The following is a 17895-nucleotide window of genomic DNA, read 5'->3' on the forward strand; positions in this document are numbered from 1 at the left end:
TTCACGGAACCCTATTGTCCTGCCAGAACAGCTGGACTAAGATACGCGCCCTCGCAGCGAGCAACTCGCCGCGGCGCGAAGGGCGGTTAGCTCAGCGGTAGAGCACTACCTTGACATGGTAGGGGTCACAGGTTCGAACCCTGTACCGCCCACCACTCCGGACGGAGTGGCCCCGAAACCCGGCTTCCAAGCCGGGTTTTTCGTTTTGGCATTGGCGACACCGCCACCGGGCAGGGATGGTTGCGTCGGCGCGCAGCCGGTATCCGCAGGGGCGCAATGGCCGGAATTGGTTTACCATCGCCCCCGATATCCCGGCAGACAAGGTGGCCCGCGGAAACGCCGGCCCAGCGTGCGACATGAGCACTACCATCGCCCATCGCTGACCGCTCCCGCAGGCCCCCGAAAAGGCGCCCTTGCGGCGCCTTTTGATTTTCACATGCGCAGGAACGGGGCAGCCCACGACGGAGCCGGTCGCCAATGACCCGCCGTGGCCACGCCACTCCTGCCAGCAACGCAGATACCGACATGATCAACATCACCCTCCCCGACGGCAGCGTCCGTCAGTTCGAACATCCGGTCAGCGTCATGGACGTGGCCCAGTCCATCGGCGCCGGGCTGGCCAAGGCCACCATCGCCGGTACGGTCGATGGCGTGCCGGTCGATGCCAGCGACGTGATCGACCACGATGCCAGCCTGCGCATCATCACCGCCAGGGACGAGGAGGGCGTTGAGATCATCCGCCATTCCTGCGCGCACCTGGTCGGCCATGCGGTCAAGCAGCTGTACCCGGACGTGAAGATGGTGATCGGCCCGGTCATCGCCGAAGGCTTCTATTACGACATCTGGTCCGAGCGCCCATTCACGCCGGAGGACATGGCGGCGATCGAGAAGCGCATGGGCGAACTGATCGCGCAGGACTACGACGTCATCAAGAAGATGACGCCGCGCGCGGAGGTCGTCGAGATATTCAAGGCCCGCGGCGAGGACTACAAGCTGCGGCTGATCGAGGACATGCCGGCGGACGTTACCGCGATGGGCATGTACTACCACCAGGAATACGTGGACATGTGCCGCGGCCCGCACGTGCCGAACACGCGCTTCCTCAAGGCGTTCAAGCTGACCCGCATTTCCGGCGCCTACTGGCGCGGCGATGCGAAGAACGAGCAGCTGCAGCGCATCTACGGCACCGCATGGGCCGACAAGAAGCAGCTCGACGCCTACATCAAGCGCATCGAGGAAGCCGAGATGCGCGACCATCGCCGCATCGGCAAGCAGCAGGACCTGTTCCACCTGCAGGAGGAGGCGCCGGGCCTGGTGTTCTGGCACCCGAAGGGCTGGGCGCTGTGGCAGGTGGTCGAGCAGCACATGCGCCGCGTGTACCGCAATACCGGCTACGGCGAGGTGCGCTGCCCGCAGATTCTTGACGTCGAGCTGTGGAAGAAGTCCGGCCACTGGGACAACTACAAGGACAACATGTTCTTCACCGAGTCCGAGAAGCGGACCTATGCGGTGAAGCCGATGAATTGCCCGGGCCACATCCAGGTCTTCAACCAGGGGCTGCACAGCTACCGCGACCTGCCGATCCGCTACGGCGAGTTCGGCTCCTGCCACCGTGACGAGCCGTCCGGCGCGCTGCACGGCATCCTGCGCGTGCGTGGTTTTACGCAGGACGACGGGCATGTGTTCTGCACGCCGGAGCAGGTGGAATCCGAGGTGCGTGCCTTCCACGAGCAGGCGCTCAAGGTCTATGCGGATTTCGGCTTCGAGGACATCCAGATCAAGATTGCGTTGCGCCCGGAGTCCCGCCTTGGCGACGACGCCACGTGGGACAAGGCCGAGGACGCGCTGCGTTCGGCCCTGCGCGCTTCCGGCGTGGAGTGGCAGGAGCTGCCGGGCGAGGGCGCGTTCTACGGCCCGAAGATCGAATACCACCTCAAGGACGCCATCGGCCGCACGTGGCAGTTGGGCACCATGCAGGTGGATTTCATGATGCCGGGCCGGCTGGGCGCGGAATACGTGGATGAAAACAGCCAGCGCAAGCACCCGGTGATGCTGCACCGGGCCATCGTCGGCTCGATGGAGCGCTTCATCGGCATCCTGATCGAGCACCACGCCGGCGCCTTCCCGGCATGGCTGGCCCCGGTGCAGGTGGTGGTGGCCAACATCACCGACGCGCAGGCCGATTACGTCAGCCAGGTGCGGCAAACCCTTGCGGAGCAAGGCTTCCGGGTGGTGGCCGATTTGCGGAACGAGAAGATCGGCTATAAGATTCGCGAGCATGCGCTGCAGCGGGTGCCCTACCTGCTGGTCGTCGGTGACCGCGAGAAGGAAAACGGCGCGGTCGCGGTACGAACCCGTTCGGGCGAGGATCTGGGCAGCATGGCGCTGCCGGTTTTCGTCGAACGCCTGCGGGCCGAGCACCGGCAGTAAGCACCAAGCCCCGGCCCCGCGGATGATCCGCCGGGGCCGGTTCGATTCCATCCGGAGATTGCAATATCAGTACCCCTGACAACAAGCAGAATCGCCGCAACCACGAAATCCGCGTGCCGCGCGTGCGCGTGATCGGCAGCGACGGCGAAATGATCGGCGTGATGTCGCGCGACGAAGCGCTGTCGATGGCCGAGGACGAGGATTTGGACCTGGTCGAGATCCAGCCGCAGGCCGACCCGCCTGTCTGCAAGATCATGGACTTCGGCAAGTTCAAGTTCGAGATGCAGAAGAAGGCCAACGAGGCCAAGAAGAAGACCCGCCAGGTCGAGATCAAGGAAGTGAAGTTCCGTCCGGTCACGGACGAGGGCGACTACCAGATCAAGCTGCGCAAGATGCGCGGTTTCCTTGAGGATGGCGACAAGATCAAGGTCAACATCCGCTTCCGTGGCCGCGAAATGAGCCATCAGGAGCTGGGCCGCGAGATGGCCAGCCGGATCGAGGCGGACCTGGGCGAGGACATCGTGATCGAGTCGCGCCCGCGCCTGGAAGGCCGGCAGATGGTCATGATGATCGCGCCGAAGAAGAAGTAAGCCCGCGGCCGCATGGCCGTGGCTTCACCAGGCGGGGAGGGGCGAAGGCCTCCTCCCCGTTTGTTTGTGCCCTTGCCCGGGCAGCCCGCTGGCCTGCATTTGCAAGTGCCAGGCCCGGCAGGCATAATGGGCGGCCCGGTTCTGCCGGGTTTGCTGTTTGCGACACCCAGGACCTGCCTGCCTCCATCGGGAGCGTGGGCTTCAAACCGGCAAGGGGCAAGGATGGAAAGCGTGGTTCGTGTGCTTGGCGACGCAGTCGCAAAGCCCGTGAAACACCGCCCGGCCAGTGACAAAAGACCCAATCAAGGACATACGCAATGCCCAAGATCAAGACCAACCGGGCGGCGGCCAAGCGTTTCCGCAAGACCGCCTCCGGCAAGTACAAGGCCGGCCATGCCAACCGTAGCCACATCCTCACCAAGAAGGCGACCAAGCGGAAGCGCAACCTGCGTCAGACGAACCACGTCCGCGCAGAAGACGCAGGCCGTCTGGACCGCATGCTTCCCTACCTCTGAGGACTGACACATGGCACGAGTAAAGCGTGGTGTGCAGGCGCGCCGCCGCCACAAGAAAATCCTGACCCTGGCGAAGGGCTACTACAACGCCCGCCGCAAGGTCTTCCGCGTCGCCAAGCAGGCGGTCATCAAGGCGCAGCAGTACGCCTACATCGGCCGCAAGCAGAAGAAGCGCAATTTCCGTTCGCTGTGGATCACCCGCATCAACGCGGCTGCCCGCATCAACGGCTTGAGCTACAGCCGTTTCATGAACGGCCTGCTCAAGGCCGGCATCACCCTGGACCGCAAGGTGCTGGCGGACATCGCCGTGCACGACGCGGCCGGTTTTGCCGCGCTGGCCGAGAAGGCCAAGGGCGCGCTGGCGGCATAAGTCCTTCCGCTGCCGGCGCGGTTCACCCGCGGTGGTGGTGAATGAGACAATGCATGGGGAAGGGCGCAAGTCCTTCCCCATTTCTTTTTGTGGTTCAGCATCAAAGCCTTGCTGCTCTCTTCTTCCCTCGGGAGAAGGTGCCCGAAGGGCGGATGAGGGGGATCGGAGTCCATGACGTCCGCGCCATCGGGACCCCGTTGCCCCTCACCCCAACCCCTCTCCCGATGGGAGAGGGGCTTGGGCTCCGTCGGGAATGTGACGAGGCAAACCGATCCGAGGTCCGTCGATCCATGAGTGACATCCAATCCCTGACCGCACAGGCGCTGGCCGATGTGGCCGCGGCGCAGAACCCGGAAACGCTGGAAAACCTGCGCGTGGCCCTGCTCGGCAAGAGCGGCAGCATCACCGCCCAGCTCAAGCAGCTGGGCGCATTGCCGGCCGAGGAGCGCAAGGCGGCGGGCGAGGCGATCAACCGTGCCCGTGATGCCGTCTCCACCGCGCTGAGCGAGCGCAAGGCGCTGCTGGAAAGCGCGGCGCTGGATGCGCGGCTGACGTCCGAGCGCATCGACGTCACCCTGCCAGGCCGCGATGGCGGCCGTGGCGGCCTGCACCCGGTCACGCGCACGCTGGAACGCATCACCGAGATCTTCGGCCGGCTCGGCTACGAATTGTCCGAAGGCCCGGAGATCGAGGACGACTGGCACAATTTCGAGGCGCTGAACTTCCCGCCGCACCACCCGGCGCGCGCCATGCACGACACCTTCTACTTCGGCGACGGCCGCCTGCTGCGCACCCACACCTCGGGCGTGCAGGTGCGTTACATGGACGACCACGCACCGCCGCTGCGCATGATCGCCGCCGGCAAGGTCTACCGCAGCGACAGCGACCAGACCCACTCGCCGATGTTCCACCAGGTCGAGGGCCTGCTGGTGGACGAGCATTCGACCTTCGCCGACTTGAAGGGCACGCTGAGTGAGTTCGTGCGCGCCTTCTTCGAGCGCGATTTCGAGATGCGCTTCCGCCCCAGCTACTTCCCGTTCGTGGAGCCGGGCGCGGAAGTGGATATCGCCTGGCAGCAGCCCGACGGCAGCACCCGCTGGCTGGAAGTGCTGGGCTGCGGCATGGTGCATCCGAACGTGCTGCGCAACTGCGGCATCGACCCGGAGCGCCATACCGGCTTCGCCTTTGGCCTGGGCGTGGAACGCTTCGCAATGCTGCGCTATGGCGTGAACGACCTGCGCGCGTTCTTCGACAACGACGTGCGCTTCCTGCGCCAGTTCGCCTGACGCGCGGCGCGGGCGACAGCGGGTTCCACAGGCATACACACGGCGGGCGCCGGCCCGCACAACGGATCGAACGACGATGAAATTCTCCGAAAGCTGGCTGCGCAGCCACGTCCCCACCGAGGCCTCGCGCGACGAACTGAGCGCGGTGCTGACCGCCATTGGCCTGGAAGTCGAAGACGTCACCGCGCTGGGCGATGGCCTGCAGCACGTGGTGGTGGCACGCATCGTCGAAGCGGTGCGCCACCCGGAGGCCGACCGCCTGCAGGTGTGCAAGGTCGATGCCGGACAGGGCGAGCCGTTGCAGATCGTTTGCGGCGCACCGAACGCGCGCGCCGGGCTGGTCGCGCCGCTGGCGATGGTCGGCGCGCAGATCGGCGAATTGAAGATCAAGCCGGCCAAGCTGCGTGGCGTCGAGTCCAACGGCATGTTGTGTTCGGCCAAGGAGCTCGGTTTGGACAACGACGCTTCCGGCCTGCTGGAACTGCCGGATGACGCCCCGGTCGGCACGCCGCTGGTCGAGTACCTCGGCCTGCCCGACGCCAGCATCGAGATCAAGCTCACGCCGAACCGTGCCGACTGCTTCAGCGTGCGCGGCATCGCCTACGACGTGGCCGCGGCCACCCGCAGCGAGGTAAAGCCGTTCGCCGCGGAGTCGGTGGCCGCGGTGGGTAGCCGCGAGTTGTCCATCAGCTTGAATGCCGGTGCCGAAGCGCCGCGCTACCTCGGCCGCGTGATCGAGGGCGTCAACGCCGCCGCGCCGACGCCGCTGTGGATGGCCGAGCGCCTGCGCCGCAGCGGCGTGCGCCCGGTGTCGCTGCTGGTGGACATCACCCAGTACGTGATGCTGGAGCTGGGCCAGCCGATGCACGCCTACGACCTGGACACGCTCAAGGGCGAGATCGGCGTGCGCCGCTCGCGCAATGGCGAAACCCTCAGGCTGCTCGACGGCCGTGATGCCGCGCTGGACGACAGCTTTGTGCTGATCACCGACGCGGATCGTCCGGTCGGCCTGGCCGGCCTGATGGGCGGTTTCGACACCCGCGTCACCGATGCCACCGGCAACGTGTTCCTCGAAGCGGCGCACTTCGCCCCGGCCGCGATCATGGGCCGTGGCCGCAAGCTGGGCCTGCATACCGATGCCGGCCACCGCTTCGAGCGCGGCGTCGATCCGCAGCTGCCGCGCACCGCGATCGAATACGCCACCGCGCTGGTGCTGGAGCTGGCCGGCGGCACGCCGTCGCCGGTCACCGAAGCGGTACGCGAGGCCGACCTGCCGAAGGCGGCGACGATTGCCTTGCGCCGTGCGCGGATCGCACGCGTGCTCGGCATCCGCATCGACGATGCCGAGGTCGAGCGCATCCTGCGTGCGCTGGGCATGGCGGTCGCGGCGACGAGCGAGGGCTGGAGCGTCACCGCGCCGAGCCGCCGCTTCGACATCGCCATCGAAGAGGACCTGATCGAGGAACTGGCGCGCATCCACGGCTACGAGAAGATCCCGACCACGCTGCCGGGAGGCACCGCGCGCATCGCGATGCCCAGCGAAACCCGCCTCGACGACCTGAGCGTGCGCCGCCAACTGGTGGCGCGTGACCTGCTGGAAACCATCAACTACGCCTTCGTCGATGCCGGTCTGCTGGACCAGTGGGAGCTGAAGGACGGCCGCGTCGCGCTGGCCAACCCGCTGTCGGCGGAACTGGCGGTGATGCGGCCGATGCTGTTGCCGGGGCTGGTGGCCACGCTGGGCCGCAACGTCGCGCGCCAGGCCGGGCGCGTGCGCCTGTTCGAGCTGGGCCGCGTGTTCGCGCAGCAGGGCGAAGCCGGGCAAGCGCCATGCGAAACCGTGCGCGTGGCCGCCGCCGTGTGCGGCGACGCCGCCGTGCTGCAATGGGGCGACAAGACGCGCAAGGTCGATTTCCACGATTTGAAGGGTGATCTGGAGTCGCTGGCCGCGGCCTCCGGCGCGCGGTTGGAATTCCGCGCCGCACAGCATCCGTTCGCGCACCCGGCACGTTCGGCCGACGTCTGCCGCGATGGCCGGCGCATCGGCTGGATCGGCCAGCTGCACCCGCGCCTGGCCGCAATGATCGACATCGACGTGGAGGTGCTGGCGTTCGAGCTGGACCTGGAGCCGCTGGCCGCACGCAGCCTGCCGCGTGCCGGCGAGCTGTCGCGCTTCCCGGCGGTGCGCCGCGACCTGGCCGTGGTGGTGGCCGAGCCGGTGGAATGGGGGGCCTTGTCGGCCACCATCCGCCAAGCGGCTGGCGGCCTGCTGCGCGAGGTGGTGCTGTTCGACCGCTACGTCGGCCAGGGCGTCGAACCGGGTTTCAAGAGTCTGGCTATGGGCTTGATTTTGCAGGACACCTCGCGCACTCTGACGGACCGCGATGTGGAAGCCGTGGTCGCCTCGGTGGTGGCTGCAGTCGAGCGCGAGCACGGCGCCAGGATCCGGGGTTGAGGCGGAAGCGACAGGGAACAGGCAGGCATGGCATTGACCAAGGCGGAGATGGCGGACCGGTTGTTCGACGAGGTCGGCCTGAACAAGCGTGAGGCCAAGGAGTTCGTCGATGCGTTCTTCGACGTGCTGCGCGATGCCCTGGAGCAGGGACGCCAGGTGAAGCTGTCCGGTTTCGGCAATTTCGACCTGCGGCGCAAGAACCAGCGCCCGGGCCGCAACCCCAAGACCGGCGAGGAAATTCCGATTTCCGCCCGCACGGTGGTCACCTTCCGTCCGGGCCAGAAGCTCAAGGAGCGGGTGGAGGCATATGCTGGATCCGGGCAGTAACCGCGAACTTCCGCCGATTCCGGCCAAGCGCTATTTCACCATCGGTGAGGTCAGCGAGCTGTGCGACGTCAAACCGCACGTGCTGCGCTACTGGGAGACCGAGTTCCCGAGCCTGGAGCCGGCCAAGCGCCGCGGCAACCGCCGCTACTACCAGCGCCATGACGTGCTGATGGTGCGGCAGATCCGCAGCCTGCTGTACGAACAGGGCTACACCATCGGCGGCGCGCGCCTGCAGCTGGAAGGCGAGGGCGCGCGGCAGGAGTCGGCGCTGAGCAACCAGATCATCCGGCAGGTGCGGATGGAACTGGAAGAAGTGCTGCAGCTGCTGCGGCGCTGAACACTTCCGCGCACAAAGCCGCTATAATCGCCAGCCCGCCGGCGTGCCGGCGGGTTGCAGCAGAGATCGGGGCGTAGCGCAGCCTGGTAGCGCATCTGCCTGGGGGGCAGAGGGTCGTCGGTTCGAATCCGGCCGTCCCGACCACTTGCTGGGAAACAACAGAAAGCCTGCGCTTCACAGTGTGGGCTTTTTTGTTGCCGCCATCCGTGGCGGCAACCCTTCGGGCCATCGACAAGCGATGTCAAAAACTGCTCCCGGTGGTTTCTTGTGCCTGCAGCCTGACAGTCAACATGCCGCGCGAGCCAACGATTCGCTAACGCGGATGCCCGGGGAAATGGCTAATGTCGCGCCTTCGCGGAGTCACGGAGAAGGCGCATGCGCAGCATGGAATGGAGTCGGCTGGCAGCTTGTCTGTTGCTGGTGGTGAGCATGTCCGCATGGGCAAGGGAAGAGCCGCCGGCGGTTGTGGTGGCGGCTGATGCGGCGCCCATCCGCGATCTGGAAACGCTGGTGGTGCACGGTGCGCAGCCGGGTCCCGGGCTGTGGAAGATCAGCAAGGACGGGCACGTGATGTGGGTGCTCGGTACGGTCCGACCGTTGCCCGACGGGATCGAATGGCAATCGGGCGAGGTGGAAGCGGCCATCGCACGCTCGCAGCAGGTGCTGTCGCCGCCTTCGTTCGCGTTGCATGCCGATGTCGGTTTCTTCGGGATGCTGGGGCTGGCGCCGGCAATGTGGAAGGCGACGCGCAACGAGGGCGGGGCCAGTCTTGAGGACGTGCTGCCTGCCGGATTGTACGCACGCTGGCAGGTACAGAAACGCCGTTACCTTGGCCGGGACGGCGGCATCGAGCGCAAGCGGCCGATGATCGCGGCGGAGAAGCTGCGTGCGGCGGCGATCAAGTCCATTGGCCTCGGGCAGAAGCCCGTGCTGTGGTCGGTGCTGGAACGGGCGTTCAAGGCGGCCGGTATCGAACCCACCGCGACCCGATTGAAGTTCACCATCGACGACCCGAAGGCCGCGATTCGTGAGTTCCGTGCCGGCGGCATGGACGACACCGCCTGTTTCGAGCGGACGCTGGCATCGGTGGAGCATGACCTGCCGAGGCTGGTGGAGCGTGCCAATGCCTGGGCGGTGGGCGATGTCGAGGCCCTGCGCCGACTGCCGCTGGAGGATGTCGATGGCGCCTGCATGCAGGCGTTTGCCGAGTCCGGCTATGCGCGCGACCACGGTTACGGCAACCTGCGGGAAAAGGTGCGGCAGCACTGGCTGGAGGTCGCCGAGCAGGCGCTGCATGACAACGACGAAACGTTTGCGGTGCTGCCGGTCGATGACCTGCTGGCGGAGGATGGTTATCTGGCGCGGTTGCAGGCGCGTGGCTGTGAGGTGGACGCTCCCTGATGGGGGCTGCCTCAGGCCGATGCCAGTCCCGCCGCCGCCAACGTCAGGAACAGCAGCGACAATGCGGCGAACAGCAGCGGTTTGGTGCGCATGCCGGTGCGCGGCAGCTGGTTGATGCGTGCGCTGCTGGTGCGCAGGATCAACCCTTCGGGAAAGGCGTTGCGCTGCATGCTGGCGTCGCAGGCGTCGATGCAGGCATTGCATTCGATGCACGAGGTGGTGGGGCCGTTGCGGATGTCCAGGCCGATGGGGCAGGCGTGCACGCAATCGCCGCAATCGGTGCAGTCGCCCAGGTGCGTGTCCTTGAAGGTGGCGCGGGCACCGGCGCTGGTCGGGTGCGAGGCACGGAACACGTAGTCGCGCGCGGTCATCGGGTCGAGCAGCCCACGTGCGCGTTGCATCACGCTGCCGTTGCCGGGCGCGCGCGGGCCACGGGGTTCGCCGCGCCGTGCGTCGTAGTGCAGGGTGGGGGTGAGGGCATCGGTGAGCAGCGGCTGCACGCGGCTGTACGGGCAGAGGTAGGTGCAGACCTGTTCGTGCAGGTAGAGCACGTTGGCCCAGGTGGCCAGTGCGTAGAAGCCGATCCAGAACGTTTCCCAGCCGCTGAGCGTGAACGGGTACAGCCCGCCGACCAGCTCGCGGATCGGCACGAAGTAGCCGACGAAGGTGATGCCGGTCCACGCCGCCACCAGCGCCCACGCCGCGTGCCGCATGGTTGCGGCCAGCCAGCGCGGGGCACCCTTGAAGGTGAACAAGCGTTGCAGCCCGCGGTGCAGCCGCGTGAGCACCGTTTGCGGGCATGCGTAACCGCACCACAGCCGGCCGCCGATGCTGGTGACCAGGCACAGCGCCGCGACTGCCGCCAATGCCAGCCACAGCAGCGGCAACATGCCTTCCGGGCGCAGTTGCAGGCCGAAGAAGTGGAGCTGCCTTGCGTCGATGTCGAACAGCAACAGCGGCATGCCATTCCACCGCAGCCACGGCAGGCCGTGGAACAGGCCCAGCATCAGCAGCATCGCGGACAGGCGCAGGGTCTGCCGGTGCCGCGCCGTGTCGTTGTGCATGGATGGCGCGATGGTGACGGAATCAATGACCGGCCGTGGCGTCGTCATTCCAGCGGTGGCTCGCCGTCGAGGTGGTCGGGCGGGTTCAGCAGCAGCGCGGTGGTGCCGCAGCCAAGGAAAGCGCCCAGCCATGCCAGCAGGAAGCCGACGCTGTAGCCGAATTCGCGGCTGATGGCGTGGCCGGGAAAGCTGATGCGCTGCAGTTCCAGCGGGTCGACGAAGGCGAAGAACAGCACCGATCCGATGGCCGCGAGGAAGAAGCTCGGCCACAGCACCGCGCCGAGCCGTTGTACCGGAAGCAGGCGTGGGCGAACGGGGTTGTCGGGGTCGTTCATGCGAGCGTCCGGAACGGGCACGGGGCGTACAATGGCAAGGCTGCCGCTGCGGCAACGTCGGCGGTGCGGGAGTGCCGCGCCGCCAGACTAGGTGGCCCCGCGATGGCGGGCCTTGATCTGGATCAAGTACCCGCAGCCGGCACGCGCAGCCCGTGCAACGAGGAACCGCGAATGAATGAAGAACGCCTGCCGCAGCCGGCACTCGACCTGTGCAGCGAGGAGGAGATCGACCGCCTCGTGCGGCGCTTCTACGGCCGTGTGCGCGAGGACGACATGCTCGGGCCGGTGTTCGAGGCCCATGTCCACGACTGGGAGGAGCACATGCTGCACCTGGTCGATTTCTGGTCGGCCCTGCTGCGCGGCACGCGGCGTTTCCGCGGTGCGCCGGTGCAGAAGCACATGGTGATCGACGAGCTGCGCGAGGAATTGTTCGAGCGCTGGCTGGTCCTGTTCCGGCAGACCACCGCCGAGCTGGGCAACCCGCCGATGCAGCGGCTGGCCGATGACGCCGCCGAACGCATCGCGGAGAATTTCTGGCGGCGCTTCCAGATGTCGCGCTGGCCTAGCCTGCAGATGCTGGGGTGAACGTGGCGGCGATGGCCGGGGAAGTGGGGGCGCGCATGCCGCCACGGGAGAGGCGCGATTCACAAGCGCGCGCCGATCAGGCACGCTATCGTGATGCCCGGATGGCGAAACTGGTAGACGCATCGGACTTAAAATCCGCCGGCCGCGAGGCCATGCCGGTTCGATTCCGGCTCCGGGCACCAGTTCGCAACCACGAAGGGATGGCATGAGCGCCGACATCACCGCAGCCACTGCGCCGCGCATCGCCATCATCGGCCTGGGCTACGTGGGCCTGCCGTTGGCGGTGGAATTCGGCAAGGTGCTGGACGTGCTGGGCTACGACATCGACGTGGCGCGCGTGGCCGAGCTGCACAACGGCCATGACCGCACGCTGGAGCTGGCCGATGCCGAACTGGCTGCCGCCACCGGGCTGCGCTACAGCGCCGATCCCGCCGAGCTGGCGCAGTGCAACGTCTTCATCGTCACTGTGCCCACGCCCATCGACGCCTGGGAGCAACCCGACCTGGAGCCGTTGCGTGGTGCCAGCCGGCTGATCGCCGGCGCGCTCAAGCGCGGCGACCTGGTGGTCTACGAATCCACGGTCTACCCCGGCACCACCGAGGAAGTCTGCGTGCCGCTGCTGGAGCAGGGCTCCGGGCTGCGCTTCAACATCGATTTCTACTGCGGCTACAGCCCCGAGCGAATCAATCCGGGCGACCGCCAGCGGCGGCTGCCGGACATCCGCAAGATCACCTCCGGCTCCACGCCGGAGGCGGCCGAGGCGGTGGACGCGCTGTACCGGCGCATCATCGCCGCCGGCACCTGGCGCGCGCCGTCGCTACGCGTGGCCGAGGCGGCCAAGGTGGTCGAGAACATCCAGCGCGACGTCAACATCGCGCTGGTCAACGAGCTGGCGCTGATCTTCGACAGGCTCGGCATCGACACGCTGGACGTGCTGGAAGCGGCCGGCACCAAGTGGAACTTCCTGCCGTTCCGGCCGGGCATGGTCGGCGGCCACTGCATCGGCGTCGATCCGTATTACCTGCTGCACAAGTCCGAGAGCGTCGGTTACCACCCGGACCTGATCCACACCGCGCGGCAGGTCAACAACCGCGTGGTCGCGCACGTGGTCGAACGCGTGCGCGTGTTGCTGGAAGGCAGGAACAAGTCTTTGCGCGGCGCGAAGGTGCTGGTGCTGGGCGTCACCTTCAAGGAGGACTGCCCGGACCTGCGCAACAGCCGCGCGCTGGACCTGGTGCGGCTGCTGGCCGGGCAGGGCGCGGCGGTGGATGCGTTCGACCCGTGGGCCGATGCGGCCGAGGCCGCGCACGAATCCGGCGTGGCGCTGTGCGACGCGCCCGCGCAGAACCACTACGACGCGGTGGTGCTGGCCGTGGCGCACCGCCAGTTCCGCGCGTTCGACGAGGCCCGGATCCGCGCGCTGGGCGTGCCGGACATGGTGGTCTACGACGTGAAGTCGGCATGGCCGCGCCACGTTGTGGACGACCGCCTGTAATTTCCGCAATCGCAAGAGGACGGCAATGCATCGCTATCTGGTTTACGTGTTGGCCCTGGTCCTGTTGCCGGTCTCGCTGGCGTTGGCCCTGCACTGGCCCGCCTGGTACTGGGGCGTGGGCCTGTTCGGCGCGATGTCGCTGCTGGGCACGTGGGACATGCTGCAGCGGCGCAGCACGCTGCGGCGCAATTACCCGGTGCTGGCGCACTTCCGCTACGGGCTGGAATCCATCGGCCCGGAGATCCGCCAGTACTTCGTGCAGAGCGACCTGGACGACGTGCCGTTCTCGCGCCAGCAGCGGCAGCTGGTCTACCAGCGTGCGCGCAACGTGATGGACGTGGTGCCGTTCGGCACGCTGCGCAGCGCCTATGCGGTGGACTACGAATGGATCAACCATTCGCTGGCGCCCGCCCACGCCGCCGACCATGATTTCCGGGTGGTGATCGGCGCCGGCTGCGCCAGGCCGTACTCGGCCAGCGTGTTCAACATCTCGGCGATGAGCTTCGGCTCGCTGTCGGCCAACGCCATCCGCGCGCTGAACAAGGGCGCGAAGCTGGGCGGCTTCTACCACGACACCGGCGAGGGTTCGATCTCGCCCTACCACCGCGAGCATGGCGGCGACCTGGTGTGGGAAATCGGCTCGGGGTATTTCGGTTGCCGCGACGAGCAGGGCGGTTTCAGCGAGGAGCGCTTCGTCGCCAACGCCAACCACGATCAGGTGAAGATGATCGAGGTCAAGCTGTCGCAGGGCGCCAAGCCCGGCCACGGCGGGGTGCTGCCGGCGGCCAAGGTCAGTGCGGAAATCTCGGTTACCCGCGGCGTACCGATGGGCGTGGACTGCGTGTCGCCGGCGCAACACTCGGCGTTCTCCACGCCGGTGGGGTTGCTGCAGTTCGTGGCGCGGCTGCGCGAGCTGTCCGGCGGCAAGCCGACCGGCTTCAAGCTCGCCATCGGCCACCCGTGGGAATGGTTCGGCATCGCCAAGGCCATGCACGAGACTGGCCTGTTGCCCGACTTCATCGTGGTCGATGGCGCCGAGGGCGGTACCGGCGCCTCGCCGGCCGAGTTCATCGACCACGTCGGCGTGCCGATGAACGAAGCCCTGATCCTGGTGCACAACACGCTGGTGGGGCTGAACCTGCGCGAGCGCATCCGCATCGGCGCCGCCGGCAAGGTGACCAGCGCCTTCGACATCGCCCGCACCATCGCGCTGGGCGCGGACTGGTGCAATGCCGGGCGCGGCTTCATGTTCGCGCTGGGCTGCATCCAGTCGCTGAGCTGCCACAACGACAAGTGCCCCACCGGCATCGCCACCCAGGACCCGAGCCGCTGGAAGCACCTGGAACCGGAAGACAAGGCGCACCGCGTGGCCAGCTTCCACGACAACACCCTGCGCGCGCTGCGCGACCTGCTGGGGGCGGCCGGGCTGCAGCATCCTTCCGAACTCGGGCCCGAGCACATCCTGCGCCGCGTCTCGCCCACCGAGATCCGCTCGATGGCGACGCTGTACCGCTACCTGGCCCCCGGCGAGCTGCTGGACCGGGTGCCCGAGCATGCGGTGTTCCGCGAATACTGGGCGGATGCGCGCAGCGACTCGTTCGGCCCGCCGCCGCGGATCGCGGCATTGCGGGGAACCAAGCTGTGCTGAGGCCCGAGCAGGAGTCGTAGGCACGGGGCTCGCCCCGTACGGAGGCTTTTCCGGTGAAGCTTCGTGCGGGGCGAGCGGACAGTGCGGAGGCTTCACCGGGAACGCTTCATGCGGGGCAGGCCCCCCGCATCCATGGGGATGCGCTCACCGCAGCCAATCGACCGCGCCTTCGGCGGCACGCAGGGCGCTGGCGTAGCAGGCGGTCAGCAGGTAGCCGCCGGTCGGGGCTTCCCAGTCCAGCATTTCGCCGGCGCAGAACACGCCGGACAGGGCACGCAGCATCAGCCGCGCGTCCATCGCCTCCAGCCGCACGCCGCCGGCGGTGCTGATGGCCTCGCTCATCGGGCGCGGGCGCAGCAGGCGCAGCGGCAGGCGTTTGAGCGTGCGCGCCACCGCATCCAGGTCGTTGCCGGCGTCCTTGCCGAGTATTTCGAATACCAGCGCAGCCTTGGCCGCATCCACACCGGCGGCGCGGCGCAGGTGTTCACCGAAGCTGCGGCCTTTGCGCGGGCGTGCGAGGTCGGCGTGCAGGCGTTGCAGCTCGCGGCCGGGGACGAGGTCCAGTTCCAGCATCGCGTGGCCATCACGGTTGATCGCCTCGCGCAGATCGGCGGCGATGGCATAAATCACGCTGCCTTCGATGCCGTATCCGCTGGCCACACATTCGCCTTGCAATGTATGCGCGGTGCCATGTGCGTCGCGCCAATGCGCGATGATCGGTTTGAGCGGGCTGCCGGCGTGGCGCTGCTGGAAGTGCGTGCTCCAGTCGATGTCGAAACCGCAGTTGGCCGCTTGCAACGGTGCGATTTCGACGCCGCGTGTACGCAGCGCCTCCACCCAGCCGCCATCGGAGCCGAGTTGCGGCCAGCTGCCGCCGCCCAGTGCCAGCACGGTGGCGTCGGCCTGCACGGCGGTTTCGCCGGCGGCGGTTCGCATGCGCAGGCTGCCATCGTCATTCCAGCCCAGCCAATGGTGCTGGACGTGGAAGCGCACACCCTGTTCCTTCAAGCGCCGCACCCAGCCGCGCAGCAGTGGCGCGGCCTTGCGGTCCAGCGGGAACACGCGCCCGGAGCTGCCCACGTAGGTCTCCACGCCCAGCCCCTGCGCCCAGCGGCGCAGCGCGTCGGCGTCGAACCCGTCCAGCCAGCCGGCGACCGCCGCCTCACGCTCGCGGTAGCGGGCGTCGAACCCGGGACGCGGTTCGGAATGGGTGAGGTTCAGCCCGCCCTTGCCGGCGATCAGGAACTTGCGTCCCGGCGAGCCCTTGGCCTCGTACAGATCGACCGACAGCCCGGCGCCACGCAGGCGTTCGGCGGCGAACAGCCCGGCCGGGCCGCCGCCGATCACCGCGACGCGCTTTCCCGTGGGACGGGTTTCAGCGGGGCTGGACATCGAGCAGTTCGACGTCGAACACCAGCGAGGAGCCCGCCGGGATCGGGCCGGTGCGGCGGTTGCCGTAGCCGTACTCGGCCGGGATCAGCAGCGTGCGCTTGCCGCCGACCTTCATGCCGGCCACACCCTCGTCCCAGCCGCGGATGACCTGCTTCTCGCCGAGGTTGAAGGTGAACGGCTGGTCGCGGCCCAGCGAGCTGTCGAACTTCTCGCCGTGCCTGTCGGCAGCGCGTTCGTCGTAGAGCCAGCCGGTGTAGTGCACGGTGACCTTGCTGCCGGGCACGGCCTCGGCGCCGTTGCCCGGCACGGTGTCGATGCGCTCGAAAGCCGCGATGCTGCCTCCCGGCGGCGGGCCGGGCGGGGTGCAGCCGGCAAGGGACAGGGACAGCAGCAAGCTGGCGAAAAGACGACGCATGGCGGTATTCACGGATACGAAACACGCAAGGGTAGCGCATCGCCTGCGGGTATCATGGCGGCATGGCCAAACTGCTGCTCAACCTGCGCAACGTCGAGGAAGACGAAAGCCGCGAAGTCGGCGAACTGCTCGACCGCAACGGCATCGCCTGGTACCGCACCGAACCCAGCCCGTGGGGCATTTCCTTCGGTGGCATCTGGCTGCGCGAGCGTGGCGACCACCCGCGCGCGAAGGCGCTGATGGACGCCTACCAGCGCGAGCGCTCGCAGCGCGTGCGCGCCGAGCGCGAAGCCGGGCTGCGCGACGGCACCGCCGAAACCTTCGCCACGCTGTTCCGCCGGCGGCCGCTGTACGTGCTCGCCATGCTGCTGGGCATGCTCGCGGCGGCGGCGTTGGTGCTGCTGCCGTTCGTGCTGCTGCGTGGCTGAGTGCAGGTAAAATGGCGGCATGATCGTCAATACCGCTGCCTACCACTTCGTTTCCATCGCCGATGCCGAAGCGCTGGCCGCCCGGCTGCTGGAGCGGGCGCAGGCGCTGGAACTGCGCGGCACCCTCCTGGTCGCGGGCGAGGGCATCAACCTGTTCCTGGCCGGCGGCAGCGAGGGCATCGAGGCGTTCTATGCCGAACTGAAGGCAGACGAACGCTTCGCCGGCATGCGGGTGAAACACAGCCACAGCCGGATGCAGCCGTTCGCGCGGCTCAAGGCCAAGGTCAAGCAGGAGATCATCAGCTTCCGCCGCGACGACGGCCAGCCGCTGGAGTATCCGCGCGCCCCGGCCGTGGCCCCGGCCACGCTGCGGCGCTGGCTGCGGCAGGGCCATGACGACGATGGCAGGCGGGTGGTGATGCTCGACACCCGCAACGAGCAGGAGTTCGCGCACGGCACCTTCGCCGGCGCCTTGACCCTGCCGATCGCCAGGTTCACCGACCTGCCGGCGGCGCTGGAACCGCACCGCGCCGGGCTGGCCGATGCCACCGTGGTCAGCTTCTGCACCGGTGGCATCCGCTGCGAGAAGGCCGCGTTGTGGATGCGCAACGACGGCATGGACAACGTGCTGCAGCTGGACGGCGGCATCCTCGGTTATTTCGAGGACGTCGGCGGCGAAGGCTACGAAGGTCGTTGCTTCGTGTTCGACGAGCGCGTGGCGCTGGACCCGCAGTTGCAGCCGCTGGTGGACGCAGCAACTCCGTAGATGCGGGGCTTGCCCCGCATGTGGCTCTCCCGGTAATGCCCCTGTGCCGGGCAAGC

The 17895-nt window shown here is 67.7% G+C and carries 18 protein-coding genes and 3 tRNA genes; 17 read left to right on the forward strand and 4 right to left on the reverse strand.

The features are described 5' to 3' along the window. Nucleotides 1-80: 80 nt before the first annotated feature. From MIC98_RS07370 to MIC98_RS07420, 11 genes are all read left to right on the forward strand, one after another. Nucleotides 81-155, forward strand: a tRNA-Val gene (locus MIC98_RS07370). 370 nt (nt 156-525) lie between these two features. Then, nucleotides 526-2430: a threonine--tRNA ligase gene (gene thrS, locus MIC98_RS07375; protein ID WP_239738078.1), complete on the forward strand. Its 1905-nt coding sequence runs from the start codon at nt 526-528 to the stop codon at nt 2428-2430. A gap of 65 nt (nt 2431-2495) precedes the next feature. Then, entirely contained in the window at nt 2496-3020 is a 525-nt protein-coding gene (infC, locus tag MIC98_RS07380) for a translation initiation factor IF-3 (protein ID WP_239738080.1), read from the forward strand. A gap of 317 nt (nt 3021-3337) precedes the next feature. Further along, nucleotides 3338-3535 carry a 50S ribosomal protein L35 gene (rpmI, locus tag MIC98_RS07385; protein WP_010342861.1) on the forward strand — a complete coding sequence of 66 codons (198 nt, stop codon included), beginning with the start codon at nt 3338-3340 and terminating at the stop codon, nt 3533-3535. Nucleotides 3536-3545: 10 nt separating this feature from the next. Beyond that, nucleotides 3546-3905: a 50S ribosomal protein L20 gene (rplT, locus tag MIC98_RS07390; protein ID WP_003484828.1), complete on the forward strand. Its 360-nt coding sequence runs from the start codon at nt 3546-3548 to the stop codon at nt 3903-3905. Between the two features lie 290 nt (nt 3906-4195). Beyond that, nucleotides 4196-5191 carry a phenylalanine--tRNA ligase subunit alpha gene (locus MIC98_RS07395; RefSeq protein WP_239736675.1) on the forward strand — a complete coding sequence of 332 codons (996 nt, stop codon included), beginning with the start codon at nt 4196-4198 and terminating at the stop codon, nt 5189-5191. Between the two features lie 76 nt (nt 5192-5267). Further along, entirely contained in the window at nt 5268-7646 is a 2379-nt protein-coding gene (pheT, locus tag MIC98_RS07400) for a phenylalanine--tRNA ligase subunit beta (protein ID WP_239736676.1), read from the forward strand. 27 nt (nt 7647-7673) lie between these two features. Next, nucleotides 7674-7973 carry an integration host factor subunit alpha gene (locus tag MIC98_RS07405; RefSeq protein ID WP_054657702.1) on the forward strand — a complete coding sequence of 100 codons (300 nt, stop codon included), beginning with the start codon at nt 7674-7676 and terminating at the stop codon, nt 7971-7973. Then, nucleotides 7954-8310 carry a MerR family transcriptional regulator gene (locus MIC98_RS07410; RefSeq protein WP_057640814.1) on the forward strand — a complete coding sequence of 119 codons (357 nt, stop codon included), beginning with the start codon at nt 7954-7956 and terminating at the stop codon, nt 8308-8310. Before MIC98_RS07405 ends, MIC98_RS07410 begins: the two co-directional genes overlap by 20 nt. A 67-nt stretch (nt 8311-8377) precedes the next feature. Beyond that, nucleotides 8378-8454: transfer RNA gene (locus MIC98_RS07415), tRNA-Pro, on the forward strand. A gap of 231 nt (nt 8455-8685) precedes the next feature. After that, nucleotides 8686-9711, forward strand: a complete 1026-nt coding sequence (locus MIC98_RS07420; RefSeq protein ID WP_239736677.1) for a TraB/GumN family protein — start codon at nt 8686-8688, stop codon at nt 9709-9711. An 11-nt stretch (nt 9712-9722) separates the two neighbouring features. Here MIC98_RS07420 and MIC98_RS07425 read toward each other — a convergent pair whose 3' ends face one another. Continuing rightward, nucleotides 9723-10775 carry a 4Fe-4S dicluster domain-containing protein gene (locus MIC98_RS07425; RefSeq protein WP_239736678.1) on the reverse strand — a complete coding sequence of 351 codons (1053 nt, stop codon included), beginning with the start codon at nt 10773-10775 and terminating at the stop codon, nt 9723-9725. Nucleotides 10776-10819: 44 nt separating this feature from the next. Beyond that, nucleotides 10820-11110: a hypothetical protein gene (locus MIC98_RS07430; protein ID WP_239736679.1), complete on the reverse strand. Its 291-nt coding sequence runs from the start codon at nt 11108-11110 to the stop codon at nt 10820-10822. Between the two features lie 171 nt (nt 11111-11281). On the opposite strand from MIC98_RS07430, the gene MIC98_RS07435 reads away from it, so the two are divergent. From MIC98_RS07435 to MIC98_RS07450, 4 genes are all read left to right on the forward strand, one after another. Further along, nucleotides 11282-11695 (forward strand): group III truncated hemoglobin, encoded by a 414-nt coding sequence (locus tag MIC98_RS07435; protein ID WP_239736680.1) that lies wholly within the window; start codon nt 11282-11284, stop codon nt 11693-11695. A 95-nt stretch (nt 11696-11790) separates the two neighbouring features. Further along, nucleotides 11791-11877: transfer RNA gene (locus MIC98_RS07440), tRNA-Leu, on the forward strand. Nucleotides 11878-11900: 23 nt separating this feature from the next. Next, nucleotides 11901-13190: a nucleotide sugar dehydrogenase gene (locus MIC98_RS07445; protein WP_239736681.1), complete on the forward strand. Its 1290-nt coding sequence runs from the start codon at nt 11901-11903 to the stop codon at nt 13188-13190. A 25-nt stretch (nt 13191-13215) separates the two neighbouring features. Next, on the forward strand, nt 13216-14838 hold the full coding sequence (locus tag MIC98_RS07450) for an FMN-binding glutamate synthase family protein (RefSeq protein ID WP_239736682.1): 1623 nt from the start codon (nt 13216-13218) through the stop codon (nt 14836-14838). 144 nt (nt 14839-14982) lie between these two features. Here MIC98_RS07450 and MIC98_RS07455 read toward each other — a convergent pair whose 3' ends face one another. Beyond that, nucleotides 14983-16230 carry a TIGR03862 family flavoprotein gene (locus MIC98_RS07455; protein ID WP_239736683.1) on the reverse strand — a complete coding sequence of 416 codons (1248 nt, stop codon included), beginning with the start codon at nt 16228-16230 and terminating at the stop codon, nt 14983-14985. Further along, nucleotides 16214-16645, reverse strand: a complete 432-nt coding sequence (locus MIC98_RS07460) for an FKBP-type peptidyl-prolyl cis-trans isomerase (RefSeq protein WP_239736684.1) — start codon at nt 16643-16645, stop codon at nt 16214-16216. Before MIC98_RS07460 ends, MIC98_RS07455 begins: the two co-directional genes overlap by 17 nt. Nucleotides 16646-16707: 62 nt before the next feature. Here MIC98_RS07460 and MIC98_RS07465 point away from each other — a divergent pair, with 62 nt between their 5' ends. Next, entirely contained in the window at nt 16708-17073 is a 366-nt protein-coding gene (locus MIC98_RS07465) for a DUF6164 family protein (RefSeq protein ID WP_239736685.1), read from the forward strand. A gap of 19 nt (nt 17074-17092) precedes the next feature. Beyond that, nucleotides 17093-17839, forward strand: a complete 747-nt coding sequence (locus MIC98_RS07470; protein WP_239736686.1) for a sulfurtransferase — start codon at nt 17093-17095, stop codon at nt 17837-17839. Nucleotides 17840-17895: the final 56 nt, after the last annotated feature.

The organism is Stenotrophomonas sp. NLF4-10 (assembly GCF_022359915.1).
Taxonomy (GTDB): Bacteria; Pseudomonadota; Gammaproteobacteria; order Xanthomonadales; family Xanthomonadaceae; genus Stenotrophomonas; species Stenotrophomonas daejeonensis.